The organism is Anaerotruncus sp. AF02-27, assembly GCF_003465835.1.
Taxonomy (GTDB): Bacteria; Bacillota; Clostridia; order Oscillospirales; family Ruminococcaceae; genus Anaerotruncus; species Anaerotruncus rubiinfantis.
Genome location: NZ_QSBX01000001.1, coordinates 199,966 through 225,384 on the forward strand (window position 1 = coordinate 199,966; position 25,419 = coordinate 225,384).

Consider the following 25,419-nt stretch of genomic DNA (forward strand, 5'->3'; position numbering starts at 1 on the left):
GTAAAGCAAAGATTGCCGAACATGGTCTTGGAGTCCCGCAGGCGAAAGTCTTTAGTCTGCGGCGGGCGCACCCGTTACAGTGCCGGGCGTTCGGATTTTAGCCGGCCGTCATTGAGGCTCGTTTCTGTAAAGATTCGGGTAAAGCAAGGTGGTACCACGAAGCTTCGGCTCTCGTCCTTGGATCAGTTCCAATGGCGGGGGTTTTTTTATTGGGAAGGTTAAATTTACAGGAGGGATTCAGCCGTGATCGAAATCAAGCATCTGTGTAAAAGGTTCCATGACAAATCCGGTGAGGTCGTCGCATTGAACGACGTGAACCTCACCATCGAAAAAGGGGATATCTTCGGGATCATCGGCATGAGCGGCGCTGGAAAGTCCACCCTGCTGCGCTGCCTTTCCACCCTGGAAACCCCAACATCCGGCACGGTGGAGCTCGACGGCGTGAACCTCTCCAGCCTGGCCGGGCGGCAGCTCATCGAGACGCGCCGAAAAATGGGCGTGGTTTTTCAGGGCTACAACCTGCTGATGCAGCGCACCGTCGCGCAGAATGTCGCCTTCCCGCTCGAACTGGCCGGCGCGGATAAAGCCGCCATCAAAAAGCGGGTGGCCGAACTGCTCGATCTGGTGGGGCTTGGCGATAAGGCTGGCAGCTATCCTTCCCAGCTTTCCGGCGGCCAGAAGCAGCGCGTTGCAATCGCGCGGGCGCTCGCCACCAGCCCGGAGGTTCTCTTCTGCGACGAGCCGACCTCGGCGCTCGACAGCCTGACCACCAAGGCGGTGCTAGAGCTGCTCAAGGATATCAACCAGAAGATGAGCGTCACCATCGTCATCATCACCCATGAAATTTCGGTGGTCAAATCGATCTGCAATAAGGTCGCGGTCATCGACGCCGCGAATTTTGTCGAATGGGGCGGCACCAGGGAAATCTTCGAAGCGCCCAAGAGCGACATTACCAAACTTCTGCTGGGATATGAGGTGATTTCATAATGATGGAGATGTTAAAAGAGCTTGCCCCCATGCTTTGGGAAGGCACGGTCGACACCCTTTATATGACGGTGCTTTCCACCTTCTTTGCTTATCTGCTCGGCCTGCCGATGGGCGTGCTGCTTTCGATCACCGACAAGGGCGGCATCCTGGAAAACCGCCCGTTCAATACCGTTTTTGGCTGGATCATCAACATCCTGCGTTCCTTCCCGTTCGTGATCCTGATGATTGCGATCGTACCTTTCACCCGGCTCATCGCGGGAAAAATCTACGGGCCGACCGCCGCGGTCGTCCCGCTGGTCATCGCCGCCGCGCCGTTTGTCGCGCGGCTGGTGGAATCCTCGCTCGCTGAGATCGACGCCGGCGTGATCGAGGCCGCCAAATGCATGGGCGCGACCACCGGCCAGATTATCCTGCGGGTCATGCTGACCGAATCGGTTCCGTCGCTGGTGCGTGGGCTTTCGATCACCACCATCACCCTGATCGGCTATTCCGCCATGGCCGGCGCGGTCGGCGCCGGGGGACTGGGCGACATCGCCATCCGCTACGGCCTGCACCGCTACGAGACCGATGTGATGATGATTACCATCGTTCTGCTCATCGTGATCGTCTGTCTCATCCAGCTCATCTTCGACCATACGGCCAACCACATCGACAAACGAAACCGCTGATACGCGGTTTTCCCATCCGGGAACTCCCCGCGGGGTTTGTGGCCACAAACCCTGTTCACATAGATCTAAAGTTTAAAAAGTGAGGTAATAACCATGAACTATTTAAAAAAATCTCTGGCGCTTGTTTTTGCGCTGGCTCTCTGCCTGAGCGCCGCCGCCTGCGGCGGCAGCGACGCGCCCGCTTCTTCCGCAGCTCCGGCGGCGTCCGCCCCGGCTTCCTCTGAGGCGACAGACGGGTCCTCCGCGCCCGCCGAGACCATCACTCTTACGGTTGGCGCGTCTCCGGCTCCGCATGCGGAAATCCTTGAGCAGGTGAAACCGCTGCTCGAAGCCGAAGGCATCCAGCTCGAAATCAAGGAATTCACCGATTACGTCATGCCCAACAAGGTCCTTGACGCGGGCGAAATCGACGCAAACTACTTCCAGCACAAACCCTATCTCGACAACTTTAACGCCGAAAACGGCACCGATCTCGCTGCCGCGGCCTTCATCCATTTTGAACCGCTCGGCGTCTACCCCGGCAAGACCGCTTCTCTCGACGCCCTGCCTGACGGCGGCGTGGTGGCCGTCCCGAACGACCCCTCCAACGAAGCCCGCGCCCTGCAGCTGCTCGAAAAGCTCGGCCTCATCAAGCTCAAGGAAGGCGTTGGCCTGAATGCCACCAAGCTCGACATCATCGAGAACGCAAAGAACCTTGACATCCAGGAAATTGAAGCCGCACAGCTCCCCCGCCTGCTGCCCGACGTCGATATCGCGGTCGTGAACGGCAACTACGCGGTCGAAGCAGGCATTGCCGACACTGTACTGGACGCGGAGGATAAAGAATCCGAAGCGGCGCAGGAATTCGCGAATATCATCGCGGTGCGCACAGGAGACGAAAGCCGTCCGGAAATCCAGAAACTGATCGAAGCGCTCCAGAGCGACACCATCCGCGACTACATCACAAACACCTACGGCGGCGTTGTGATTCCTGTATTCTAAATCAAAATCGAAAAAACATCCAAATCCCGCTGCGGCTCGATTGCCCGGCGGGATTTGTCATCTTTCGATTGGACATTACAGTTGGAGTGTGGTACAATACCTCTGCGTCCATTTCAGCGTGGAACTTTTTTATAGAAAACTTACCATGCGTTTACGGAGGTACATACGACATGAAACGTTGGACCGCAATTTTCCCAATCGCCGTTCTGATCTTCGGCGCAATCGCGTGCAGCTCTGAAACACGCGGCACCGCTCCCATTTCCGAGGAAAGCGGACAGTTCGCGCCAGCGGTTGAGGAGTACGAAGTTTACGACGGCGGCCCGGGGTTTTCCCTGGAGATCCCGACCGAACTGAAAGCACTCACGGAGTCGGACGGGACGGCGTCCTTTCAAAGTGAAAAAGGCGACCTCGTCTGCACCGTCACCGCTTACAAAAATGCCGATGGTAAAACTCCCGCGCAGGTGATGAAGGAGATCCCGTTCCAGTATGGGGACATCACTCTGTCGGAGGAGGACCGGATGACCCGCATCGGCGTGGGTGACACGCTTGACGGCCAGATGGCGCATGTCGTCGTGAGTCCGGAACTGTGCGTTTCCATTGTATTTTGCTTTGAGGCAAGCCGCCTGGAGGCCTGTCAGAAATATTTTGAGCACGCGCTTGAAACGCTCTCATTTTTGTGAGGAGGAATTGCATATGATGCGGGACCCGGATAAGAGCATCGGCAACCTGATCGATAAGCAGAACACTGCTTATCTTTCCTCGGTGGATGAACAGGGTTTTCCAAACACCAAGGCGATGCTTGCACCGCGTCTGCGCGAGGGGATCAAAACCTTTTATTTCACCACCAACACCTCCTCCCGCCGGACGGCACATTTCCGGGAAAACCCAAAAGCCTGCATCTATTTCTGCGACCGGCGCTTTTTCCGCGGCGTGATGCTGCGGGGCACGGTGGAAGTGCTGGAGGACCCCGCCGCGAAGGAGCTCATCTGGCGGGATGGAGACACCCTCTACTATCCCGGCGGCGTGACCGATCCGGATTACTGCGTCCTGCGGTTCACCGCTTATGACGGACGGTATTACGCGAATTTCCATTCGGAGGACTTCCAGATCGGGGAATGAACAGTCAAAAAGGCCCGGCAGCATCAGCTGCCGGGCCTTTTCATTCTATTTGTCAGCGTTCAAGATTCTGGTCGCGGGCCGGGCCAACGCCAACCATCTTGATCGGGCATTCGCAGAGCTCCTCCAGTTTCTCAATATAACGCTTGCAGGAATCGGGAAGTTCATCATAGCTCCTGCAGTTCTCCAAATCGCCCGAGAAGCCTTCGATCTCTTCATAAACCGGCTCACATTCTGCCAGTTCTTCGATCGTCGGCGGAAAATCACGGGTGATGGTGCCGTCCGCCTTTTTGTAGGCGACGCAGACCTTGAGGCTGCCAAGGTTCGAGAGGGTATCGATCTTGTTGATTGCGAGCGCTGTGAGGCCGTTCACACGGACCGAATGGCGCATGATAACCGAATCGAACCAGCCGCAGCGGCGCGGACGGCCGGTCACGGTGCCGAATTCATGGCCAAGGTTGCGGATGGTGTCCCCCATCTCGTCGAACAGTTCGGTCGGGAACGGACCCGCGCCGACACGGGTGGTGTAGGCCTTTGCCGCGCCATAAACCTCATCGATCAGGGTGGGGCCGATGCCGCTGCCCACGCAGACGCCGCCCGAAATCGGGTGGGAGCTGGTGACGAACGGATAGGTGCCGTAATCGATGTCCAAAAGGGTTCCCTGCGCGCCTTCAAAGAGCACTTCCCGCCCCTCCCGGATCGCGTTGTAGGCAAGCACCGAAACATCGGCCACATATTGTCTGAGGCGTTTGCCGTATTCGGTATATTCCGCAATGATCGCGTCGAGGTCAAGCGGCTGCGCTTTATAGAAATCGGTCAGGAGGCGGTTTTTGATTTCACCGGCCAGACGGGCTTTCTCCGCAAACACTTCGGGATGCACCAGGTCGTAGATGCGCAGGCCGGAACGTTCTGCCTTATCCATATAACAGGGGCCGATGCCCTTTTTTGTGGTGCCGATTTCGGATTTGCCGCGCATTTTTTCGCTCAGGCCGTCAATCTCCAGATGCCACGGCATGATAATGTGCGCGCGCGGGTCGATCCGCAGGTTGTCGCAGCAGATGCCGCGGGCAGTGAGCCCATCGATCTCCCCAAGGATGCCTTTGGGATTGATGACGACGCCGCTGCCCAGAAGGCACAGCGTATTGGGGTAAAGGATGCCGGACGGGATAAGCTGGAGCTTATAAACCTCGCCGTTATTCTCCACCGTATGGCCGGCGTTATTGCCGCCCTGTGAGCGGACCACCACTTCGGCGCGGGAAGCCAGGATATCGATGATCTTTCCTTTTCCCTCGTCCCCCCACTGGACACCGACGACTACTTTAGCAGACATGCTGCAGACCTCCTGTCTATTTTTCACAAAAAATTCTGTAAATTCCCAAGCCCCATAAAAAGCCATCATTTAGTATAGCAAAAACATTGTCGAATAGCAACTGCTGTATAATATTTATTTTTGTGCAAACCCTATCGATGTGACTTTTACAATCCAGAATGAAATGGGGGATTCCATATGAATATGACGCCTGAAGAATATGACAAGCTGGCAAAAAAAGCTTCCCCGCCCTCGCCGTTTCTCAAAAACGTTTCGATGGCGTTTCTCTTCGGCGGGCTCATCTGCATGCTAGGTCAGGTTTTCGTGATGATCTACCAGAACGCCGGCCTTGACAAGGAAGTCGCCGCGACCGCCGCTTCAGTGAGCCTTGTATTTCTTTCAGTCCTGCTGACTGGCCTCAATATTTACGACGATATCGCAAAAATTGCCGGCGCCGGCACCCTGGTGCCGATCACCGGTTTTGCAAATTCGATGGCCTGTGCCGCAATGGAATTCAAAAGCGAAGGCCTGATCCTTGGGCTTGGCGCCAAAATGTTTATCATTGCCGGGCCGGTCATCGTCTACGGCACCTCGGCAAGCATCATTTACGGACTCATTATCTACCTGTTCGGGCTGTATTAAAGGAGGCTGTCAGATGGCTCAGAGAAAAGGAAAATATACCATCGTGTTCGATGACCCGCCGAGTGTACGCGCGTCGGCTTCCATCGGCACCAAAAAGGAAGCGGAAGGCCCCATCGGAGATTCGTTCGATGTGATCAACGACGACGCTTATTTTGGGCAGGCCAGCTGGGAAAAAGCCGAAAGCCAGATGCAGAGCCAGGTGGTGGCCAAAGCGCTCGAAAAGGCGCAGCTCTCCACCGCCGACATCGAATGTGTATTCGCGGGTGACCTGCTCAACCAGTGCACCGGCAGCAGCTACGGCCTGCGTTCGCTCGGCATCCCGTTTGTCGGGCTTTACGGCGCCTGTTCCACCATGGCGGAATCGCTCGAAGTCGCGTCGGTCTTTCTCGATGCGGGCGCGATCACCAAGGGCGTGGCGGTGACTTCCTCACACTTCTGTTCCGCCGAGCGTCAGTTCCGCCTCCCGCTTGAATATGGCGGGCAGCGCACCCCAACCGCCCAATGGACCGCCACAGCGGCCGGTGCAGCCGTCCTCGAAAAGGGCGATTCCCCGCCGTTTATCCGCGCCGCTACCGTCGGCACGATCGAAGACCTTGGCATCACCGACGCAAACAATATGGGGGCCGCAATGGCACCCCCCATTGTCATAATAGCACCATATCCACGAAACAGCCTGCGAAGCCTGTCTGAAGGGAACCTACATAAGAAAGCGCCGCCCGCGGGCGGCGCTTTCTCTTTTATTCCTTGATCGATTCCTCATGGTACAAGGTGCATGCGACAAAATGTCCGCCGCCCATGTCTTTGAGCGCGGGATTCGCGTGCATGCACTTTTCGGTGCAGTAATTGCAGCGCGGTGCGAACCGGCAGCGTGCTGGCGGTTCGATCGGGTCGGAAACCTCGCCGCGCAGGGAATTTACCAGCTTGTGCTCCGGCTTCAGATCCGGAATCGGGATCGCCTTGATGAGTTCCTTGGTGTAAGGGTGCATCGGATTTGCGAAGAGCTCCTTCGAAGGCGCTCGTTCGACCACCACGCCAAGATACATGACCAGAATCTCATCTGAAATGTGCCGCACGACCGAAAGGTCGTGTGTGATAAACAGATAGGTGAGTCCGCGCTGCTCCTGCAAATCCATCAGCAGGTTTAAGATCTGCGCCTGGATCGATACGTCAAGGGCCGAAACCGGTTCGTCGCAGACGATGAACTCGGGCCGCAGCGAAAGCGCCCGTGCGATGCCGATGCGCTGGCGGCGGCCGCCGTCCAGTTCATGCGGATATGCCTGCGCAAAACGTTCGGCAAGCCCGACTGTCTCCATCAGTTGAGATACCCGCTCCCGCCGCTCCTGCGCGGGGACATGGTAGACCTTGAGCGGGTCCGCGATCAGGTCGCTGACCGTTTTGCGCGGATTGAGGCTCGCGTACGGGTCCTGAAAAATAATCTGCATCTTTTTGCGCATCTCGCGCATCTGTTCGGCGCTGTAGCCGACGATATTTTCCCCGTTATAGAGGATCTCGCCGCCTGTCGGTTCGATCAGCCGCAGAATGGTGCGGCCGAGGGTCGATTTACCACAGCCCGATTCGCCCACGACACCGAGCGTCTTGGTGCGCGGGATCGAAAGGTTGACATGATCAACCGCGTGCAGTTGGCCGCGCTTGGTTCTAAAATATTTCACAAGGCCGCGTGTTTCAATGATCGGTGTGTTCGCTTCAGGCATGATCCCCCTCCTCCGTTGTTTCGTCCGCTTCCGTAACCGGTTCCCACAGGCCGTCGTAAAGGAAGCAGCTGATCGTGTGCGAACCGTTCCGGTAGGCTCCGGGCTGCTCGGTCCTGCACCGCTCGGTACAATGGGCGCAGCGTTCCGCGAAGCTGCATCCGGCCGGTTTCACCATCGGGTCGGGCATCAGGCCGGGAATCGGGTTAAGGCGGCGCGCATCCCGGTTCATCTCCGGGATCGAACCGAACAGACCGATCGTATAGGGATGGTGCTCCTCCGATTCATAGATGTCTTTGGCTGTACCGACCTCCACAACCCGGCCCGCATACATAATCGCGACCCGGTCGCAGGTCTGTGCGACCACACCAAGATCATGGGTAATCAGGATCATGCTGGTGCCAAGCTTTTCCTTGAGCTCGTTCATCATGTGCAGCACCTGGGCCTGGATGGTAACATCGAGCGCGGTGGTCGGTTCATCGGCGAGCAGCAGTTCCGGGCTGCAGGCCAGCGCGATCGCGATGACAATCCGCTGTTTCATACCGCCGGAAAACTGGTGGGGATATTCGTTCTTGCGCGAGGGCTGCAGGCCTACCGCTTCAAGCATCTCGTCAACCCGGCGGCCGCGTTCCTCTTTCGAGATATTCGTGTGCAGAAGCACCGCTTCCTCTATCTGCTGGCCGACCGGAAGGATCGGATTCAAAGAGGTCATTGGATCCTGAAAGATCATCGAGATGCGGTTGCCGCGGATTTCACGCATCTGCGGCTCACTCAGCTTTGTGACATCCTGCCCGTCGAAGAAGATACTTCCCTGTTTGATCGAACCGATCCGGTCGGGCAGCAGCCGCAGAATCGAAAGCGCCGTGGTGGTTTTGCCCGCGCCGGTCTCCCCAACCAGCCCGAGCGTCTCGCCCTTGGCAATTGAAAGGTCGATTCCGTTGACCGCGTAAACATGGCCGTCGTCGGTTTTATATTCGACATGTAAATCTTTGATTTCGAGTAAATTATCCATCAGCCGCACCTCAATTTTTCAGTCTGGGATCCAGCGCGTCACGCAGGCCGTCGCCGATCAGATTGATTGCCAGGACAGTGACCGCGATCGCGATGCCGGGGATCATGACGAGGTAGGGGTAATACCGCATCTGTGACTTGCTTTCCGCCAGCATGGTTCCCCATTCCGGCTGGGGGCTCGGCACGCCAAGCCCGATGAAACCCAGCGCCGCCACCGAAAGCAGCACCGAGGCAAGGTTGAGCGTCGCCTGCACGATGATGGGCCCGATGGCGTTGGGCAGCACATGCGAGAAGATAATCCGCAAATCCTTCGAACCATAGGCGAAAGCCGCCTCTATGTAGTCGGAGCCTTTGACCTGCAGCACCGCCGAGCGCACGATCCGCACGAACGGCGGGATCATCGAGATGGTCAGCGCAAGGATCAGGTTCGGGATACTGGTGCCGAGCGCGGCCACCACCGTGACCGCCATAAGGGTCATCGGGACTGCCAGAAAGACGTCCACCAGCCGCATGACGATGCTGTCAAGCCAGCCGCCATAGTAGGCGCAGACCGCGCCGAGCAAACAGCCGACCACAAGCGACAGGGTAACGGTCGAAAGCGAAATCATCAGCGACAGCCGCGCGCCGAAAATGATGCGCGCGAATAAATCGCGCCCATAAGCGTCGGTCCCGAACAGATGCTCACCGCCCGGCGCCTGTAGGCGCTCGACGACATTCTGTTTGATCGCATCGGTCTCATAGTTTGCAAAACCGTCCGCAAAAACCGCGAAAAAGACCACGATCAAAAAGACCACCAGCCCGAACATGGCCATCTTATTTTTTTTGTAGCGCAGGCAGATCGATGCAAACTGCCCCCTGCGTTTCGGGGCGGCGAGGGGGTTCTCCTGTTTTCTTTTCATATAGCCCTCCTCAATTCTTGACAAATTGGCTGCGCAGCCGCGGATCGACATACATATAAAGGATATCGATCACCAGGTTGATGAGCCCAATCATCGCGGCGATAAACAGCACGCTGATCATCACGACCGGCATATCGTATTTGTTGATGCCCTGCAAAAGGTAGGTGCCCACGCCAGGCAGCGCGAAGATCGTCTCGGTGACGATCGCGCCGCCCAGCGTCTGCCCCAGAATGATGCCGACGACAGTGATCATCGGCAGCAGGGCGTTGCGCAGCTCATGCACAAAAACCACCCGCATCGGTTTCGCGCCTTTGGCACGCGCGGTCTGCACATAGTCCGCCCGGATGACCTCCAGCATGGTGGACCGGGTCATACGGATCATCTGTGCCGACATCGCCGCCGACAAGGTGATCCAGGGCAAAATGAAATGCATCATCGACCCTCCCCCGGTCGCGGGGAAGATGTTGAGGTCGAGAGAAAATTTCAAAATCAGCACGAGCCCGAGCCAGAAGGCCGGGATCGAAGTGAGCAGCATGGCGAGCAGACGGGTGACATTATCGAAAATACTGTACTGCTTGACCGCAGAGATAATCCCGACCGGCACGCCGATCAGAATGACCAGTACGATGGTGCCCACGGCAAGCGAAATCGTCGCCGGAATGCGCTGCGCAAACTCCACCGCAATCGGCGTATTTGTGGACCAGGAGATGCCGGGATTTCCAGTCAGCAGGTCTTTCATGTAGTTAAAATACCGAATGAGGAACGGATCGTTCATCCCATGATCCAGATTCCATTGCGCAATCCCCTCCGGGGTGGCGGAAACGCCCAGCTGCACCGCGGCGACCTCGCTCGGCATCAGCGCCAGGATGCCAAACACCAGGAAGGACACGCCGAGAAGCACCGGGATCAGGATCAGCAGCCTTTTGGCAATATATTTAAGCACGGTTCTCCCCCTTATATGCAGGATGGAGCCGCAAAAAACATGCGGCTCCATCCAAAGTGTTCAGAATTCTGTCTGCAAAGAGCCGGAGCCGGATTTACCAGGACCAGTCATAGACATAGTGCTGATAGATATCGTTCGTCTTGTCAACACCTTTCAGGTTGGCGCTGTAAGCGACGGCGTTCGCTGGCTGAAGCAGCGGCACGCAGACGGCCTGCGCGTCGATCTCTTCCTGAATCTTCTTATAAGCCTCCCGACGCTCGTTTTCATCGCTGGAGGAGCGGCCCAGTTCGAGGTTTTCATCGATGATCGGGTCTTTCACGCCGAAATAGTTCTGGCCAGCGGTGCTGTGGAAATACAGATAGTTCGCATCCGAATCCGCAACCGGCCAGGAGGTTCCGCTGACCGCGATCTGGAAGTTGCCGGAATAAAGCGAAGCCCAGAAGGTGGCGCGGTCAATCTGCTCGGTGGTGACGTCGAATCCGACCTCGCGCAGCATGCCCTCGAGGGTAATCGCCGGGTTGAGGTACATGGCGGTATCCGGGGCAAGAATCGAGATCTTCACATCGCTGACGCCGGTTTCGGCCTTGTACTGGTCGAGATACTGTTTTGCCTTTTCCACATCATAGGTATACGGCTGGGTATATTCCTCCTCCGGAGAAGCGCCGACGCTTGCCGGATAGATGGTTTTCAGGATCTGTCCGAGGCCTTCGGAACCTCCGATCAGCATCGCGTCCTTATCAACCGCGTACTGGACGGCCTGGCGGGCCAGGATATTATCAAACGGGGCTTTGTCTTCACGCATACTGACCCAGATGTTCCCGCGGAACATCGTCTCCTGCCAGACCAGATTCCCGTCATCCTCGACGGTGGCCTTCGCGGTCAGCGGGCAGTGGGTCAAAAAGTCGATCTCACCCTTCTGCAGGGCGGCGATCTGGGTGGTGGTGTCGGTGATGACTTTGAAGGTCAGGTTCTTGATTGCGGCTTCGCCCAGATAATACTGGTCAAAAGCCTCCAGAACGATATTGTCACCCGAGTTGCGGGAGACATATTTATACGGGCCGGTTCCGATCGGCGCGCTGTCGTAGTCGGTGGTGTTCGCGCTGCTGATGCGTCCGAAGCCGTAGAGGACCTCAAGGGTCGGGGCATACGGAGCGGAGAGGTGGATTTCGACGGTATAGTCGTCCACTTCGGTGCAGTCGATCATGCTGACCATCGCGGCGCCAAACGCCGGCGCTTCGACCAGACGGTTGATCGAGGTGGCAACGTCTTTGGAGGTCATTTTGCTGCCGTCGTGGCAGATGACATCCTGGCGCAGATGGAACGTATAGGTCTTCCCATCCTCGGAAATCTCCCAGCTCTCGGCCAGCTTGCCGACCCAATTGCCGTTTTCGTCCTTGTCGACCAGCGTATCGTAGAGCTGGCGGTAGACGATGGTGGTGATCTGGTCGGTCGCGTAAGTCGGGTCAAGGGACGCGATGTCACTGGTCAGTCCATAGTTTACGTCGGTGCGCACAGCAGACGCATCTCCGGACGCACCGCCGGACGCGGTCCCCGCCGTGCTGTTCGAGCCGGAGCTGGGGCCGAAGCAGGACGCCATGCCAAAGCACAGCACGACTGCCAGCAGGCAGGCCAGGCACTTCTTCAAAGTGTTCAGATTTCGCATGTTTTAATCCTCCTAAAACTGTTTTTGGGTCGTGTACAGATGTACGCCGAGTTTCCGGGTATAAAAATGTCCATCCGGAAAGCTGTTCAATTGGACAACCTCTTGGATGGACATCTTTGTCAAAAAGAGGCGGGGTTTCCGCTTATTTACGCCAGGTCTGGTCAAAAACCCGCAGGAAGTTCTCGCCCATGACCTTTTTCACATCCGCTTCGCCAAAACCGCGTTTCAGCATATGCTCGACGATGTTGACAATGTTCGCCAGGCTGTAAAGCCCTTCCGGGAAAGCGCACCGTTTGCCGAGTCTCGCTTCGGCGCCCGCGAGATAGACCTCCCGGTTCGGGGAAACGAGCTGCATCAGATGGCGGGTGTCATGCCGGTCATATGCAGCCGGCTCCGCATTCGAATCGATGCCGATGCCCACATGGTCGATACCGACCAGATCCGCATAATAGGAGATCGCGTCGACAAAATTTTCGATACTCGGATGATGTTTTTCATCCCACAGGATCGGCACATACGAGCAAACGCCAATGACGCCGCCCTTGGCCGCGCATTTCTTTGCCTGCTCGGCGGTGATGTTTCGCGGATGCTTGAAGAGCTCAAGCGGGTTCGAATGGCTGAAGATCGGGGGTTTCTCGCACGCTTCGATCGCGTCGAGCGAGGAGCGCGCGCCGATGTGGCTCAAGTCGACGGTAATGCCGGCCTTTTCCATTGCCTTGATGAGGACTTTGCCCTCCCGGCTCAGCGGCGCGTCGGTACCTGACAGGCAGCCGTCCGCGGCAAAGGTGCGCATATTGTAACCGATCTGCATGACGCGCAGGCCGACTTTTGCAAAGACTTCGCACGCGGATTCGAGATCCGCATGCTCGATGAAGCGGCAGGACTGCGCGCCGATGATGACGCCGATCTTGCCCGCTTTCTTGGCATTTCGGATATCGTCCGGGCGCTCCATCAGCGCGAAGAGGTTCGGACTGTTCTTGATGACCTCATAGTGGTAGATCATGTTGGAAAGCGCCTGTTCCATCCCGTCGAAGACGCCGGGGACGGTGAGATTGAGGGCTGTGACGCCCGATTCCCGCAGATGCCAGTTGTCAGCCTCCAGATAGAAGCTGCACATATCGATGATGGTTGATTCCTTATGTATCCGCCGGGCCTCATCCGAAACCTGCGCGTTGACCGCAAGCGCATACGCCTTGTTTTCCGGGTCATCCGTGCTGTAATAGGTCATGATGGCGTCCTGTGCGATACGGACGATATCCTGTTCCATGAATGCTGCACCTTCCTTTATGAGCGGCCGGGATGCTTTGTCCTGCTAAACCGCTGATGTTTTTTTACAATAACACAATAATTGAAACGTGTCAATATAACGTTTCAATTTTTTGCATGAGTCGGGCGTTTGTGGTTGACGCGAAAGGAAATCTATTGTATGCTTTTGGCATTGAGGAGGGATCGCATGGCGACCATCAAAGATATTGCCCGGCTGGCCAAGGTTTCCCAGGGTACCGTCTCCAATGTGCTCAATGAACGCGGCAATGTCAGCGTGGAACGGATCCTAGCGGTACAAAAAGCCGCGCGTGAACTCGGTTATGTGGCAAACGCCCAGGCCAAGCAGCTGCGCAAGGACGCGCCGCTCTCCCCCGAAATCGCCGTCATCCTCCCGAATATCGAGGATGAGCGCTATGCGGCCTTTTTTTCCGGCGCAAAAACCCATGCTGAACAGCAGGGTTATTCCGTGCAGCTTTTTTTGACCGACAGCTGCCCTTACACCGAAGAAAAGATCGTCCGCCAGATCGCTGCCCTGCGTCTTTCCGGCGCGATCACCATCTCCTGCTGCATCGATCATCCCACACTTTATAAACCGGTGCTGGTCAATGGGGGACGGGTCGTACACGCCTTGCGTGAGGTGAAAGGCGCGGATGAATATATCGGCTTTGACCTGCGGCGGGTCGGGCATGAGCTTGGCCGTTACCTGCTCTCGCAGGGCTACCGTTGCGCCGGCGTCCTGGCCGGCCCGCATTACTATCCGGACGACCGGGAACTCGTAAGGGGGCTTCAGCAGGCCGTCAACCTCCCTGATGCGCAACCGATCGAAATCCAGTATATCTATGCCGATCGCACGGCTTCCTCCACCGCGCCGTTCGAATTTTTCCGCGACGGCAGGCGTCCGGACGCGCTCGTTTTGACCAACAGCAGCTACCTTGCGCATGTCCAGCTCGCGGCGCGGGTCGGCTCGACCGGGGACTGTCCGCCGGTCATTGTCCTGTCCCGGGACGGCCTGCATCTGCAGGCGCCGCAGGTAGCCCGCTACTGCCTCGATTATCTGGGGGCCGGGATCGCGGCCGCGTCACGTATGCTGGAGCTTCTCAGGCGGAATACGCGGCCGAACGGACGGCATCGCACGCTGCTGCCCGCACGCGGATTCGGCCGTGATCTACCCGTCGTATCGACGCCGCGCCTTGCAAAGCCCGTCACCCTGCGGGTGCTGATCACCAAGGGGCAGACCACTGACGCACTCCTGCGCATCACGCCGGATTTTACCCGGCGCACCGGAATTGAAGTGGAATACATCCAGCAGATCCCCAGCGAAATGCTCGAAACGGTGCTTGCTTCCGGGGCGGACGAGCAGTTCGATCTTGTGCGCAACAATATGAGCATCCTTTCGCTGCTGCCTGCCCGGCTTTTCTATCCGTTTACTGAAGAGGAGTTCTCCAGTCTGACCGCCGGGATGTTCCCGCGGGTCGTGCGGGATTTTTCGCGCATCGAAGGCAAACGGCTGGCTATTCCCTTCGACATCGGCGCCGGGATGCTTTTCTTCAGGCGCGACCTGTTCGAGGACCTCGTCCTGCGGCGCACCTATTATGAAAAATATGGGGCGGCACTGGCCGCCCCGCAGAATTATATGGAATTTGTCCGGATCGCCGGGTTCTTCGACCGGGCCGCCAACCCGGAATCCCCCCTGCGGGCTGGCACAAGCGTCCCGCTCGGTTCCGCCGCCGAGCTTTGTTCCAACTTTATCCTGCTCTATCTCAACCATGCGGAGAATCCGGATTTTTCCCGGCCAGGCGCCCGGATCGAACCGGACGCGGTGCTCCAAAGCCTGCGGACGCTGCATGCCTACGGGAAACATGCCGCTCCCATGCGCCAGAAAGCTTGGATCGGCGCCACGCTCGATCATTTCATCCATGGCCAGACGGCGATGGAACAGGTCTTTCTCAACTACACCTCCAATATTGTGCAGCTGCACACCAACACCGTGGGAGGGCTCCTCGGTTTCGCGCCGCTGCCCGGCGGCAACACTTACATCACGGGCGGAGCCCTCTCGATTCATGCCAACTGCAAAAATCCTGAAGCTGCCAAACAGTACATCCATTGGGCTTGCGGCGCGCAGCAGGCCGAGCTTTTCACCACACTGGGCGGCCTGTCACCGCATGCTGAAATCTACCGCAACCCCAATATTCTCAGCCTTTTCCCATGGTACCAGCAGCTTCCCGAAATCATATCCCGCAGCTGCGGGCGCGAGGTCTGGAATTTCATCGATTCGCACGCGCTGGAAGTTCGTTCTTTTCCCCTCCTGCGCAAAACCGCAACCGGACAGCTCGGCCCCGATGAGGCTGCAAAGCAGCTGCTCTCCGTCATCGATTCCTGCCTGCTGCATCAATAGAAACTGCCGCTGTCAAAAGAGCCGCTCAAAAATGAGCGGCTCTTTTTATGAATCCGGCAGCCGTGGGGTTGCCGGATGCTGAAAGGTGAAGAATACCACGCAGCCCCGTCCGGCTTCCCCCACAATGCCAACCTGTCCGCCGTGGCGGTTGAGGATTCGCTTGACCAGCGCCAGGCCGATCCCGCTGCCTTCATATTCGCTGCTGTTGTGCGCGCGGTTGAAAAGCTCAAACAGATTGTTGCCAAGCGCGCGTTCAAACCCCACGCCGTTGTCTTTGAAGTAATAGGTGACCTGCCCGCCCCCGCTCATATAACCGGCAACCAGCGCAATCCGTTCGCGTGTCTGCGAAAACTTGATTGAATTGGACATCACATTCATGACCGCGACGCGCATCAGGAACCGGTCCGCATACAGGGACGGCAGTTCGTAGAGCTCCAACTCCAGGTTTTTGGATTCGTTGGCCTGCTGGATATCGTTAAAGCATTCGAGCACCAGTTTCTTCATGTCGATCTTTTCGATATTGAGCACCACGAAGCCTGCCTTGGTGTAGATCATCATCTTCTGGATCATATCAAGCGTCTGGGTGCAGACCTTTTTCGCCGAGAGGATATCTTCCTTCGACTGTGCGGTGAGCGTGTCGTAATTGTCCTCCTGAATGATCTCCAGATAGGCGTCGATCTCGCGGATCGGGGTTTTGAATTCATGAGTGACGGTGTAGCTGAAAGATTCGAGATCATGGTAGGCGGTGCGCAGCTCCTGGGTGCGCTCCTCCACCGTTTGCTCGAGGCCCGCGTTAAGCTCCACAATCTTGCGTTCCGCGCGCTTCTGGGCGGTGACGTCCTTGGTAAAGACCGCAATGCTGGCAATATCCCGGTTCAGTTTAACCGGATAAAAATTGAGATTCAGGATAAGCGCGCCGCCCAGCGCGGTATATTCCACTGAAAAATCCCCTTTTTCCAGCACCTGCCGGTAATAATGCGCGAACAGGACCTGGTCCTCCCCGGAAAAGACCTCCTCCAGCGCGCTGCCCGGGCGGATCGCCCGTCCAAAATTGTCCCGGATATAATGGCTGAACGCCTGGTTGAAGGAAATCAGAGCAAAGGTGCGGCAGTCGACCGTCCAGATGAAATCCTTGTTGCTTTCAAAAATCGCGTTGAGCAGCGCGGAAAGCTCCCAGCGTTTCTCCTCGGCCTTTTTATAATCGGAGATATTGCGGGCGGTGATGACCGCCAGCCGCTGTTTCCCGAGGCGCATCACATTTCCGGACACCAGCAGGCTGCAGTTCATCCGGTTGCTGAGCATCCCTTTGATCTCAATATTGGTGACCTGCTCCGAGGTGAACAGGCGGGTGAGCAGGCCATTGATCTCCTCTTTGTCATGAAACAGGAGGCTGATATGCTGCCCCAGAATATATCCTGGCGTAAAACCGAGATTTGTGTAGATGGCAGGGTTCACATTGAGCACCACGCCGTCAGCATCGATTTCAAAATAGGCGTCCGCCGTATGCTGAAAGATCATCCGATAGCGTTCTTCGCTCTTCATCAGCTTATCGTGGGACTCCTGGCTGCGCATGGTGCTGCTGATGATTGCGTCGCAAATCATACAGGCGACCGCAAAAACGATCGGCAGCTTGATGATCTGCCCAAAACTGCTGGAAAGCAGCGAGGTGTGAATTCCGCGGCTTTCAAAATAGAAAGCCTCGAAAAAGCCGTCCACAATAAAGAACCCAAACGCAACCATAAAGGAAATAAAAAAGAGGGAGCTATTGCGGTCGGAATAGGCAAGCGGCGGCATCCACAGGAGCTTTCGCACCGCAGGCTGGGAAATCAGCACCTTGACAAAGGCTGCGAGCGCCAGGATGCAGAACACCACGGTGATTGCCTGCACCCGCAGGATGACCGGGGAGATGAAGCGGTCCAGATACCGCCCCGGCGGATTGTGCAGCAGCGCTTCCTTATAAAACAGTACGATGACAACAAAATAAAAAGCCGCGTAAAGCACATGCACCAGGTAATAGTTGCAGCGCCGTTTGCCGCGGTTGCAAAAGTGCCCGCATACCAGAAGCAGCAACAGGTAAAGCAGCCCGATGAGCAGGTTTCCAAGCCCGCGTCCGGGCATTTCCCCAAAAGGCAGCAGGAACACCAGCCCGCCGATCCCGGTGATGTAGGCGTAAACCGGTTCCCAAGCGGTTGCAACCAGCATGGGAAAGACGAGCTGCCAGATGAATTGCGTGTCGTACACATTGTCGAGCACAATGGGGAACTGTGTCGCAAGCAGGGCGAGCCACCCGCAGAACAGCGCAACGGCCACCTTTTTCGGCTGGAGCTCCTTCCATGCCGCGCGCATCAGGCATCCTCCTCCCCGTTTGAGCAAAGCTGGCGGTATTCGGTGGAGGTGAGTCCGGTGAACTGCTTGAACACCCGGCTGAAATATTCGGTGTCCGAGTAGCCGAGCCGCGCGCTGATCTCATAGATTTTGAGGTTGCTGCGTCCCAAAAGGATCTTGGCGCGTTCCATCTTCACCATTGTCAGGTAATCCACAAAGCTCATCCCCAGCTCCTGTTTAAACAGGTGGCTGAGATACGCCTTGTTGACAAAATGCAGGTCGGCCACCCCCTGCAGCGAAAGATTGTTTTCGATATTTTTGACAACCGTGTTGCAAACCGACTGGATCAGCTCGCTTTTGGTGCTGACCGAGAATTTGTTGATCTCCTTTTGAATTTCCGCCACCTTGCCGCAAAAGCTGTCCGCCATCTTTTCCGGCGCCGCTGTCTTATCGAGTGAAAACAACGCGTCGAAATCACAGTAATCCTCCATATGCGGCTGTGTTTTCAGCACCTGCTGCCGTATTTCCGTCAGCACCGATTCCAAGGACGCCCATGCCTTTTCCGGCTCCTCCCCCTCCAGGCTGCAAACCCGGCCGGCAATCTGCCGGCTGATTGTCGCGGAGTAGTCGTCGTTTTTGAGGATGAGCGACGGCAGAATGCGCAGGGCGTTGTTGTCGTACCCCGCTCCCTGCGCCAGCGACGCGAGATGCGCGGCGCACCGGTCGAGCAGCTCAGTGAGCGTGTCCTGATTGATCGGCTTGACCACATAATCAAACGCGCCCAGCACGATCCCCTGCTTGGCGTAAGCAAAATCCGCATATTCGCTCAGCAGGATGATACAGGGACAAAGCGCTTCCTCCCGCGCTTTTTTGAGCAGCTCCAGCCCATCCATCACAGGCATGCGGATATCGGTGATCATGATGTCCACCTGTTCCCGGCGCAGGATTTCCAGCGCCTCCTGTCCGTTCTGGGCCTCAAAACGCACCTGGAACCGGCTGTTGTCCTGGAAGATGCGAAAGCGCTTAAACTGCCGCCGGAAAATTTCCCGGTCATCCACAATGAAAAGGGTATACATGTGTTCCCTCCAATCTGTCCGTACATTTGAAACAGCCGCGGCATCCGCAGGATCTCCAGCAATGCCGCAGCTCCCCGTCGGCGAAGGCCGGCAGGGAGCTCAATGGGATATGTATTTCGGTTTCCACCGATTTATTCGCGGCGCGCGAGCTTTTTATTGACCTTGGCCACCATCGAATAGACGGTGTCAACCATGTTGGCGCAGTAAAGTTTTCCGTCCTGGGTGAGCGCCTGATACGCCTCCAGCTTATCCCAGCCGTATTCGGCCATCCAGTCGATCAGCTCAGCATAGGCGATGCGCGCGGCGTCCTCCATCGGCTTCGCACTGCCCACAACCATCAGTTCCTCCGGGCTTTCGATGCGGGGCCATTTGATCTTCTTTCCCTTTATGAGCTCGAACCGAAGGCTTACCTTCGCCGCGATTTCGAGCGCCACGCCGCACAGCTCTCCCTGCCCCTGCTTGGCATGGACGTCACCGGTGAAGAAATAGGCGCCATCGACCTCAACCGGCAGGTAGATGATGTTTCCGGGGCAGGTGTCCGGAGTGTCCATATTACCACCCTGTTCGTACGGTGTCAACGCGGAAATAACTTCCAGGGCGGAAGCTGTCGCAATTGTCCCCAAAAACGGCTCCCATGGGAAGGAAAGATATTTGTCGTGGGTGAAGTTGCCGTTTTCATCCTGTTTGTAGATCCAGGTCTTTTCCCCGATGGGTTCGTTGAGCATACGGGTGAACTTATTCGGGGTGAGACCGCCCAGCGGCTTCTGGATGCAGCTGACCGCCCAGTCGCGGTTTGGTTCGATCGCAAGGATGTGCACCGCCAGCGTGTCGCCCGGCTCGGCCCCGTCGATGTAGATCGGGCCGGTCTGCGGATTTAAATATCCGGCGTTGGTGAGCACCTCGCAGGGCAGGTCGCTTTCAGATTTGACCAAGCCCTTGAAGCAGTCCTCGGTGTAAAGCATGATCTCCTCGCCCGGCTTGACATGGGCGATCGGTTCCAGATAACGGTTGAATGCAAAACTGTGTTCCCCAACCTGCTCGATAACGCGCATAACGAATCCTCCTTGTCATTTTGCGTTTGTTTTATACTGTGAGATATTTTTTGATCTTGTTGTAGTCCTTAATCTCTTCCCCTTCGACTGTGCCGACAATCGTACCCTTGTCGATCGCGTAGCAGCGCTGGGAAACCTGCTGAATAAGACCCATATGCTGTTCACAGAGCATGATGGTAAAGCCCATGTCCTGGCTGCAGCGCTGCACAATTTCACCGATCTGCTGCGCAAGGTTCGGCTGGATGCCCTCCGAAGGCTCGTCGAGCAGGATCAACTTCGGCCGTCCGACCAGCGCGCGGGCGATCGAAAGCATCGCCTGCTCGCCGCCCGAGAGGGTGCCCGCCTTCTGGGTGCGCCGTTCGCCAAGGCGCGGAAAATATTCATAGGCGATGTCCAGGCTCTTGTCGAGTTCCGCGCGGTTGATCATCGAACCCATGCGCAGGTTTTCCTCCACGCTCAACAGCGGGAACACGCCGTGCCCCTGTGGGACGTAGCCGATACCCATCTGGGCGCGTTCATGCGCCTTGGCGGCGGTGATGTCCTTTTCCTCAAAATAGATCTTCCCGGATTTATTGCGGATGAGCCCAATCAGCGTTTTCATCAGCGTGCTTTTGCCCACGCCGTTGCGGCCAATCACCGAGACGATTTCGCCCTTGCGGATTTCAAATGAGATATCCCGGATGATGGAGATTTCCCCATACCCGGAAGTGAGCTGCTCAATACGTAACATACTAACACCGTCCTTTGTGACTGCCGATTTATACCTTGCCCAGGTAGATGTTGACGACGTCCTGGTTGTTGTGGACCTCCTCAAAGGTGCCCTCCGCGAAAATCTTTCCATAGTGCAGCACGGTCGTCCGGCGGGCGATCTGCGCCACAAAATCCATATCGTGGTCGATGAAAATGATCGTGGTGCCCTGTTCGTTGATCCGGCGCACGATATTTGCGGTGAACTCGGTCTCCTCCGGGCCGAGGCCCGCGGCCGGTTCATCGAGCAGCAGAAGCTTCGGCTTTGAAGCGAGCGACATGGCGATTTCAAGCCACTGCTGCTGGCCGTGCGGCATGTTGCGCACCAGGGGGTTTCCGATGTCCCGGATACCGACCAGTTCGATCAGCCGGTCGATCTCCGCCGGAATCTGCTTATAGTCCACATATTTCTGCACGGCGATACGGATGTTGTCGTAGAGCGTGAGGTCGAGATAGACGCCGGGAATCTGCATCTTGATGCTGATCCCCTCCCGCACGCGGCGATAGGTCGGCATTTTGGTGATGTCCCGCCCGTCGAAGATCACCTTTCCGGTCGTGGGCGGATAGATGCCCATGATGAGCTTGAAGATGGTGGTTTTGCCCGCGCCGTTCGGCCCGATCAGGCAGTGCAGCGCGCCCTCTTCCACCGAAAGGTTGACGTCGTCGACCGCCTTGAGGCCGCCGAAATGCTTGCTCGCGTGCTGAAGTTCAATCAGGTTTTTCATTCTGCGGCACCTCCCGCCTGCGCTTTGCCGTTTTTGAGGGGCAGGACCACTTTCCGGTCGATAATTTCAAACAGCGAATGGATGATCCCCTTCGGGACAAACAGGACGACCAGAAGCAGGATGAGCCCCAAAAGCACCAGCGAATACTGGCTGCCGCTCGCTGCGAGCTTCTGGGAAAGCGACAGGTAAAAGAGGGTGAAAATGACCACTGCGGTCGGGTTCTTGCGCCCGCCCGCGGCCACCAGCACGACCGGCATGGTCGCCTGGGTCATGCCGACCGCCGACGGCACGATGTAGCCGCCCCAGGAGGTGTAGAGCACGCCTGAAAGCCCCGCGATCGCGCCGCTCACCGCGAAAATCATCATCTGCACGAAGGCGGTGTTGTAGCCGAACATCTCGCTGCGGGTGCGGTTTTCACGGATCGAAAGCAGGCAGTAGCCGAGATTGCGTTTCTCCATGATCCGCATCGCCAGATAAATCCCAATGACCAGCAGCAATGCCAGGATGTAGAGCGCCAGGTTCTTGACTGGGAAGGTGCCGATTGTGAGCGGGGTGACGGCATTGATGCCGTTAAATCCACCAAGCTGCGCCGCTCCGATGTGCCATTCTGAACCTGCGGTCTGCGCCAGGAAAGTTTCAAGCACCAGGGTAAAGCACATGGTGACCAGCGCCACAAATACGTCGTTGACGCCGCCATAGAACATGAAGTAGCCGAGGAAGAGCGCCACCAGAAATCCCATGACCACGCCGCCGATCAGGAAAAGCGGGGTCAGCGCCGGATCGGTGAAGTTTTTGCAGAGAATCGCGTATGTATAGCCGCCGATGCCGTAAAACGCGGCCTGCGCGTAGGAGAAAATCCCCGTATAGCCCCAAATCAGCGCAAGGCTCAGCGCCAAAATTACTGTGATCAGGAAGTTTGCCATGTTGAGCGTCTGATAGGCGCTGCTGATAATCGGGTAAGCGATAAAAAATACAAGCACGAGTACGGCGCAGATATTCTCCGTTGTGATTGCATCTTTAAATTTCGTTTTCATTCACCATCACCTCTTGCCTTTCACCATATGCTTTTCGACCAGACCGGAAAAGCCTTTGGGCAATACGCGGATCACGATGATTGCCACGACAAGAAGGCCCATTTTGCCGAAGAAGGTGCCGAACAACAGCGAGAGCGCGCTCTGGATCACGCCGAGCACACCGCCCGAAAGCGCCATGCCGACCAGCGGGTCCGCGCCGCCGACGATGACTGTGACAAAGCTGTCGTTCTGGAACGCCTGCCCCATGGTTGGCGTGATCGTCATGGTCGGCGCGTAAAGCGCGCCGCACAGCCCCGCCAGCGCGGAACCGAGCATGAAGGTGGTCGAATACATCCGCCGGGCATTGATCCCAAGCGACTGCGCGACCGAATTGTCCTGCATGGTCGCGCGCGAATGCAGGCCAAATTTGGTGTGCATAAACAAAAAGTAAAGCCCAACCAGGACCAGCACCGCAACCACGCCGAGCAGGATACGGTAGACCGAATAGGTGCTTTCGCCAACCGCGAAAGTTCCCAACGGGGTGGTGAGCCCAGGCAGTGACGGCCCCATCAGGATAAGGATTCCCTGCCGCAAAAGCAGGCTGATGCCCCAGGTGGCGACGACCGAATCGAGCGGCCTGCCATAGAGCTGCGACACGACCAGCTTATCCACCACATAGCCGAACATGCCAACAAACAGCGCGCCCAGGATAACCGCCAGGAAGAGCGGCACCGACGCCTTGGCCAATATGGTGAACATGTAAGCGCCCAGCATGATGAATTCTCCGTGGGCCAGATTGATAATCCCCATCATCCCGAAGATAATCGCGAGCCCCGCAACCGCGAGGATCAGAAATGAAAAGCTGTCCAGAAACTGATAAAAATAGTTGAAAATGCTGTTAAGCACGGTTTTTGCCTCCCCTGATAACCGGAAAACCGGCCCTCATCGCATATTTGGACAAAGGCCGGCCTTCCCGGTTATAAAACGATATCGGTCCAGTTACGCAGGGTCATCACGGGGTGAACTGCGTGTTGGGGGATTCCTTGGTCAGATCGACGCCTTTTTCCTTCTCGAGCCAATCCGGCACGATCTGGTCATATTTCTGTTTGAAGCTGATATTGTGGTTTTCATCCGAATAGACGATCCAGATATCCATGATCGCATGGTGGGTAGGGCCATAAATGGTGACCAGTCCCGCCGGGCCGTCATAGGAAACGCCGGATTCGAGCGCCGCGATAACCGCTTCGGTTTCGGTGGTGCCGGCCTTTTTGACCGCTTCCGCGTAGAGCATCATACCGGTGTACTGCGCCGCGGCTTCCATGCCAACGTACGGCTCATCCGGATAGAGCTCATGGAACCGCTTGACGAAATCGACCGCAGCCGGGGTGTCAAGCTCTTCGACGAACTGCGCGGTGACATACATGTTGGCGCATGCCGGCGGATCGAAGCGTTTGTGCTCATAGCCCTGGGCGATGTTGATGGTGGTAGCGATCGGCACATCCATGCCGGCGGTGGCCCACTGGCCATAGAAGGAAGACTGGGTGACGCCGGTCAAAAGGACGACCAGGACGTCCGGGTCAGCCTTCTGGATCTTGTCAATCGAGGAGGAGAACTGCGAAACCGACAGCGGCAGGAATTCCTCGCCGACGATCTCTCCGCCGTACTGCTCGGTTGCCTTCTTTACCCACTGTGCGGTGAGCTGGCCGAAGTTGTAGTCCGCGGCGATCGTGTAGACACGCGGGCCAAAGTTCTCGATCATGTACTCCATCAGCGGCATGACCTGGTGCTCCGGAATCGCGCCGGTACAGAAGGTGTAATGGCTTGCGACGCCGCCTTCATACTGGTTGTTATAGAAGTAGAGCATCTTGTTCTCTTCCATAATCGGGCGGACCGCTTCGCGGGATGCGCTCGAGAATCCGCCCATAATCACGTCGACCTGGTCGTCGAGGATCAGTTTGCGGGCCATCTCCTGATAGCGCTGGTTGTCGCTCTGGCAGTCCGGAGCGATCAGCTCGAGCTGACGTCCCAAAAGGCCGCCCGCCTCATTGAGTTCTTTGATGGCGAGCTCCATCGCATGGGTCTTATAGGTTCCGCAAAGGGAAAAGTCTCCGGAAAGGTCTTCCAGCATACCAATCTTGATGGGGCCTTCCTCCGACTGCGCGGGAGCGGCGCTGTCAGCGCCTGCCGATGCGGCTGGCGCGGCTGGAGCCGTGGAAGAAGCGGGAGCTGTGCTGCTCTGTCCGCAGCCGGCGATCATGGCGCAGACGAGAAGTGCCGCGAGAACCGATCTTACTGCTTTTTTCATTTTTCATTTCCCTCCTAATTGGCTGGTTTACAACATTTCATCGGGGGCACCCGGCAAATCCGCCGGACGCCAGCGACGATCTTGTGTTTTCAGTATAGGGGAATCGTTTTGAAAAGGAAATGAAGTATTTTTACGAGATACCCCGAAAAATTTTATGTTTACGCGCCCCATTATGAAAAATTGCAGAACATTTTGCCGCCCATTTAGGAGATTTTCCTCCTGTGAAGATCCCCTGGAACCGTTTTGTCCAAGGCTGACTAAACGCCTGCAAAACCGTTCAAACTATCCTGAGAACAGGAGGATGTCCCATGAAAAATGAACCTTTCGGCGGCCCGCCCGCCCGCGAGCTGCCAGAACTTTCCGACCTCGCGGTTGACCAAAGCCTCCCCTGTCCCGAACGGATCGCCCGGTTTGTCGGACAGGCCGGAGACCCTTACCGTTATCGGTGCGGCCCGGTGTCCGTCGGCCTGGAATTTCTGCCGGACGGCCCCTCGCTGCAGGAGCGGATGGAGGGCTTTCTGATTGCCAAAAAGCAAAATCTGGAATGATTGGAATAACCTGCGGCTGGCGGCGCGGCGGCCGTGCGT

Annotated in this window: 24 protein-coding genes and 1 other annotated feature (1 of these 25 only partly in view); of the genes, 9 read left to right on the forward strand and 15 right to left on the reverse strand. The window is 56.9% G+C overall.

Annotation, left to right across the window (positions count from 1 at the left end; all coding sequences use genetic code 11):
• Nucleotides 1-182 (forward strand) — a binding site (T-box leader); it begins 67 nt to the left of the window's first position.
• 61 nt (nucleotides 183-243) lie between these two features.
• From DWV16_RS01025 to DWV16_RS01045, 5 genes are all read left to right on the forward strand, one after another.
• Entirely contained in the window at nucleotides 244-987 is a 744-nt protein-coding gene (locus tag DWV16_RS01025; protein ID WP_066457253.1) for a methionine ABC transporter ATP-binding protein, read from the forward strand.
• Nucleotides 987-1,655, forward strand: coding sequence for a methionine ABC transporter permease (locus tag DWV16_RS01030; RefSeq protein ID WP_066457250.1), 669 nt, complete (start codon nucleotides 987-989; stop codon nucleotides 1,653-1,655). The genes DWV16_RS01025 and DWV16_RS01030 overlap by 1 nt, the downstream gene beginning before the upstream one ends.
• Nucleotides 1,656-1,748: 93 nt before the next feature.
• Nucleotides 1,749-2,636, forward strand: coding sequence for a MetQ/NlpA family ABC transporter substrate-binding protein (locus DWV16_RS01035; RefSeq protein ID WP_118477580.1), 888 nt, complete (start codon nucleotides 1,749-1,751; stop codon nucleotides 2,634-2,636).
• 170 nt (nucleotides 2,637-2,806) lie between these two features.
• Nucleotides 2,807-3,316, forward strand: a complete 510-nt coding sequence (locus tag DWV16_RS01040; RefSeq protein ID WP_118477581.1) for a hypothetical protein — start codon at nucleotides 2,807-2,809, stop codon at nucleotides 3,314-3,316.
• A gap of 16 nt (nucleotides 3,317-3,332) precedes the next feature.
• The gene (locus DWV16_RS01045; protein ID WP_118477674.1) at nucleotides 3,333-3,755 is read left to right on the forward strand and encodes a pyridoxamine 5'-phosphate oxidase family protein; all 423 of its coding nucleotides are present in this window, start codon (nucleotides 3,333-3,335) and stop codon (nucleotides 3,753-3,755) included.
• Between the two features lie 52 nt (nucleotides 3,756-3,807).
• Here DWV16_RS01045 and DWV16_RS01050 read toward each other — a convergent pair whose 3' ends face one another.
• On the reverse strand, nucleotides 3,808-5,082 hold the full coding sequence (locus DWV16_RS01050; RefSeq protein WP_066457240.1) for an adenylosuccinate synthase: 1,275 nt from the start codon (nucleotides 5,080-5,082) through the stop codon (nucleotides 3,808-3,810).
• Between the two features lie 177 nt (nucleotides 5,083-5,259).
• Here DWV16_RS01050 and spoVAC point away from each other — a divergent pair, with 177 nt between their 5' ends.
• Entirely contained in the window at nucleotides 5,260-5,703 is a 444-nt protein-coding gene (gene spoVAC, locus DWV16_RS01055) for a stage V sporulation protein AC (protein WP_066457238.1), read from the forward strand.
• A gap of 13 nt (nucleotides 5,704-5,716) precedes the next feature.
• On the forward strand, nucleotides 5,717-6,451 hold the full coding sequence (locus DWV16_RS01060) for a hypothetical protein (RefSeq protein ID WP_118477582.1): 735 nt from the start codon (nucleotides 5,717-5,719) through the stop codon (nucleotides 6,449-6,451).
• Here DWV16_RS01060 and DWV16_RS01065 read toward each other — a convergent pair.
• The 6 genes from DWV16_RS01065 to DWV16_RS01090 form a co-directional block, all read right to left on the reverse strand.
• Entirely contained in the window at nucleotides 6,441-7,415 is a 975-nt protein-coding gene (locus tag DWV16_RS01065; RefSeq protein WP_066457236.1) for an ABC transporter ATP-binding protein, read from the reverse strand. The two genes, DWV16_RS01060 and DWV16_RS01065, sit on opposite strands and share 11 nt — an antisense overlap.
• Complete coding sequence (locus tag DWV16_RS01070; RefSeq protein WP_066457234.1) at nucleotides 7,408-8,424, reverse strand: ABC transporter ATP-binding protein; 1,017 nt, start codon at nucleotides 8,422-8,424, stop codon at nucleotides 7,408-7,410. The genes DWV16_RS01065 and DWV16_RS01070 overlap by 8 nt, the downstream gene beginning before the upstream one ends.
• Before the next feature lie 10 nt (nucleotides 8,425-8,434).
• Complete coding sequence (locus DWV16_RS01075; protein ID WP_066457232.1) at nucleotides 8,435-9,322, reverse strand: ABC transporter permease; 888 nt, start codon at nucleotides 9,320-9,322, stop codon at nucleotides 8,435-8,437.
• 10 nt (nucleotides 9,323-9,332) lie between these two features.
• Nucleotides 9,333-10,265, reverse strand: coding sequence for an ABC transporter permease (locus tag DWV16_RS01080; protein WP_066457228.1), 933 nt, complete (start codon nucleotides 10,263-10,265; stop codon nucleotides 9,333-9,335).
• A gap of 94 nt (nucleotides 10,266-10,359) precedes the next feature.
• Nucleotides 10,360-11,928 (reverse strand): ABC transporter substrate-binding protein, encoded by a 1,569-nt coding sequence (locus tag DWV16_RS01085; RefSeq protein ID WP_066457226.1) that lies wholly within the window; start codon nucleotides 11,926-11,928, stop codon nucleotides 10,360-10,362.
• Nucleotides 11,929-12,070: 142 nt separating this feature from the next.
• Nucleotides 12,071-13,195, reverse strand: a complete 1,125-nt coding sequence (locus DWV16_RS01090) for a dipeptidase (RefSeq protein ID WP_118477583.1) — start codon at nucleotides 13,193-13,195, stop codon at nucleotides 12,071-12,073.
• 186 nt (nucleotides 13,196-13,381) lie between these two features.
• Between DWV16_RS01090 and DWV16_RS01095 the strand changes: the two genes are divergently transcribed.
• Nucleotides 13,382-15,589 (forward strand): extracellular solute-binding protein, encoded by a 2,208-nt coding sequence (locus DWV16_RS01095; RefSeq protein WP_158572748.1) that lies wholly within the window; start codon nucleotides 13,382-13,384, stop codon nucleotides 15,587-15,589.
• 45 nt (nucleotides 15,590-15,634) lie between these two features.
• Here DWV16_RS01095 and DWV16_RS01100 read toward each other — a convergent pair whose 3' ends face one another.
• From DWV16_RS01100 to DWV16_RS01135, 8 genes are all read right to left on the reverse strand, one after another.
• Nucleotides 15,635-17,935 carry a PAS domain S-box protein gene (locus DWV16_RS01100; RefSeq protein WP_118477585.1) on the reverse strand — a complete coding sequence of 767 codons (2,301 nt, stop codon included), beginning with the start codon at nucleotides 17,933-17,935 and terminating at the stop codon, nucleotides 15,635-15,637.
• Complete coding sequence (locus tag DWV16_RS01105; protein ID WP_118477586.1) at nucleotides 17,935-18,990, reverse strand: response regulator; 1,056 nt, start codon at nucleotides 18,988-18,990, stop codon at nucleotides 17,935-17,937. The genes DWV16_RS01100 and DWV16_RS01105 overlap by 1 nt, the downstream gene beginning before the upstream one ends.
• A 131-nt stretch (nucleotides 18,991-19,121) precedes the next feature.
• Nucleotides 19,122-20,042 (reverse strand): acetamidase/formamidase family protein, encoded by a 921-nt coding sequence (locus DWV16_RS01110; protein WP_066457207.1) that lies wholly within the window; start codon nucleotides 20,040-20,042, stop codon nucleotides 19,122-19,124.
• Between the two features lie 31 nt (nucleotides 20,043-20,073).
• Complete coding sequence (locus tag DWV16_RS01115; RefSeq protein WP_066457204.1) at nucleotides 20,074-20,772, reverse strand: ABC transporter ATP-binding protein; 699 nt, start codon at nucleotides 20,770-20,772, stop codon at nucleotides 20,074-20,076.
• Nucleotides 20,773-20,800: 28 nt separating this feature from the next.
• Entirely contained in the window at nucleotides 20,801-21,514 is a 714-nt protein-coding gene (locus DWV16_RS01120) for an ABC transporter ATP-binding protein (RefSeq protein ID WP_118477587.1), read from the reverse strand.
• Nucleotides 21,511-22,548, reverse strand: a complete 1,038-nt coding sequence (locus tag DWV16_RS01125; protein ID WP_066457198.1) for an urea ABC transporter permease — start codon at nucleotides 22,546-22,548, stop codon at nucleotides 21,511-21,513. Before DWV16_RS01125 ends, DWV16_RS01120 begins: the two co-directional genes overlap by 4 nt.
• A 6-nt stretch (nucleotides 22,549-22,554) precedes the next feature.
• Nucleotides 22,555-23,433 (reverse strand): branched-chain amino acid ABC transporter permease, encoded by an 879-nt coding sequence (locus DWV16_RS01130; RefSeq protein ID WP_118477588.1) that lies wholly within the window; start codon nucleotides 23,431-23,433, stop codon nucleotides 22,555-22,557.
• Nucleotides 23,434-23,539: 106 nt separating this feature from the next.
• Nucleotides 23,540-24,832, reverse strand: coding sequence for an urea ABC transporter substrate-binding protein (locus tag DWV16_RS01135; protein ID WP_199719749.1), 1,293 nt, complete (start codon nucleotides 24,830-24,832; stop codon nucleotides 23,540-23,542).
• 308 nt (nucleotides 24,833-25,140) lie between these two features.
• Here DWV16_RS01135 and DWV16_RS01140 point away from each other — a divergent pair, with 308 nt between their 5' ends.
• The gene (locus DWV16_RS01140; protein WP_066457193.1) at nucleotides 25,141-25,380 is read left to right on the forward strand and encodes a DUF6870 family protein; all 240 of its coding nucleotides are present in this window, start codon (nucleotides 25,141-25,143) and stop codon (nucleotides 25,378-25,380) included.
• The last annotated feature ends 39 nt before the right edge of the window (nucleotides 25,381-25,419 follow it).

Excerpts from the sequence above, each read along its gene's own strand:
- DWV16_RS01095 (WP_158572748.1), top strand. The coding sequence starts at position 13,382 with ATGGCGACCATCAAAGATATTGCCCGGCTGGCCAAGGTTTCCCAGGGT.
- DWV16_RS01085 (WP_066457226.1), bottom strand. The coding sequence starts at position 11,928 with ATGCGAAATCTGAACACTTTGAAGAAGTGCCTGGCCTGCCTGCTGGCA.
- DWV16_RS01110 (WP_066457207.1), bottom strand. The coding sequence starts at position 20,042 with ATGCGCGTTATCGAGCAGGTTGGGGAACACAGTTTTGCATTCAACCGT.
- DWV16_RS01140 (WP_066457193.1), top strand. The coding sequence starts at position 25,141 with ATGAAAAATGAACCTTTCGGCGGCCCGCCCGCCCGCGAGCTGCCAGAA.
- DWV16_RS01070 (WP_066457234.1), bottom strand. The coding sequence starts at position 8,424 with ATGGATAATTTACTCGAAATCAAAGATTTACATGTCGAATATAAAACC.
- DWV16_RS01040 (WP_118477581.1), top strand. The coding sequence starts at position 2,807 with ATGAAACGTTGGACCGCAATTTTCCCAATCGCCGTTCTGATCTTCGGC.
- DWV16_RS01115 (WP_066457204.1), bottom strand. The coding sequence starts at position 20,772 with ATGTTACGTATTGAGCAGCTCACTTCCGGGTATGGGGAAATCTCCATC.
- DWV16_RS01105 (WP_118477586.1), bottom strand. The coding sequence starts at position 18,990 with ATGTATACCCTTTTCATTGTGGATGACCGGGAAATTTTCCGGCGGCAG.
- DWV16_RS01075 (WP_066457232.1), bottom strand. The coding sequence starts at position 9,322 with ATGAAAAGAAAACAGGAGAACCCCCTCGCCGCCCCGAAACGCAGGGGG.
- DWV16_RS01125 (WP_066457198.1), bottom strand. The coding sequence starts at position 22,548 with ATGAAAACGAAATTTAAAGATGCAATCACAACGGAGAATATCTGCGCC.
- DWV16_RS01135 (WP_199719749.1), bottom strand. The coding sequence starts at position 24,832 with ATGAAAAAAGCAGTAAGATCGGTTCTCGCGGCACTTCTCGTCTGCGCC.
- DWV16_RS01100 (WP_118477585.1), bottom strand. The coding sequence starts at position 17,935 with ATGCGCGCGGCATGGAAGGAGCTCCAGCCGAAAAAGGTGGCCGTTGCG.
- DWV16_RS01090 (WP_118477583.1), bottom strand. The coding sequence starts at position 13,195 with ATGGAACAGGATATCGTCCGTATCGCACAGGACGCCATCATGACCTAT.
- DWV16_RS01050 (WP_066457240.1), bottom strand. The coding sequence starts at position 5,082 with ATGTCTGCTAAAGTAGTCGTCGGTGTCCAGTGGGGGGACGAGGGAAAA.
- DWV16_RS01030 (WP_066457250.1), top strand. The coding sequence starts at position 987 with ATGATGGAGATGTTAAAAGAGCTTGCCCCCATGCTTTGGGAAGGCACG.
- DWV16_RS01045 (WP_118477674.1), top strand. The coding sequence starts at position 3,333 with ATGCGGGACCCGGATAAGAGCATCGGCAACCTGATCGATAAGCAGAAC.
- DWV16_RS01035 (WP_118477580.1), top strand. The coding sequence starts at position 1,749 with ATGAACTATTTAAAAAAATCTCTGGCGCTTGTTTTTGCGCTGGCTCTC.
- spoVAC (WP_066457238.1), top strand. The coding sequence starts at position 5,260 with ATGAATATGACGCCTGAAGAATATGACAAGCTGGCAAAAAAAGCTTCC.
- DWV16_RS01060 (WP_118477582.1), top strand. The coding sequence starts at position 5,717 with ATGGCTCAGAGAAAAGGAAAATATACCATCGTGTTCGATGACCCGCCG.
- DWV16_RS01065 (WP_066457236.1), bottom strand. The coding sequence starts at position 7,415 with ATGCCTGAAGCGAACACACCGATCATTGAAACACGCGGCCTTGTGAAA.
- DWV16_RS01120 (WP_118477587.1), bottom strand. The coding sequence starts at position 21,514 with ATGAAAAACCTGATTGAACTTCAGCACGCGAGCAAGCATTTCGGCGGC.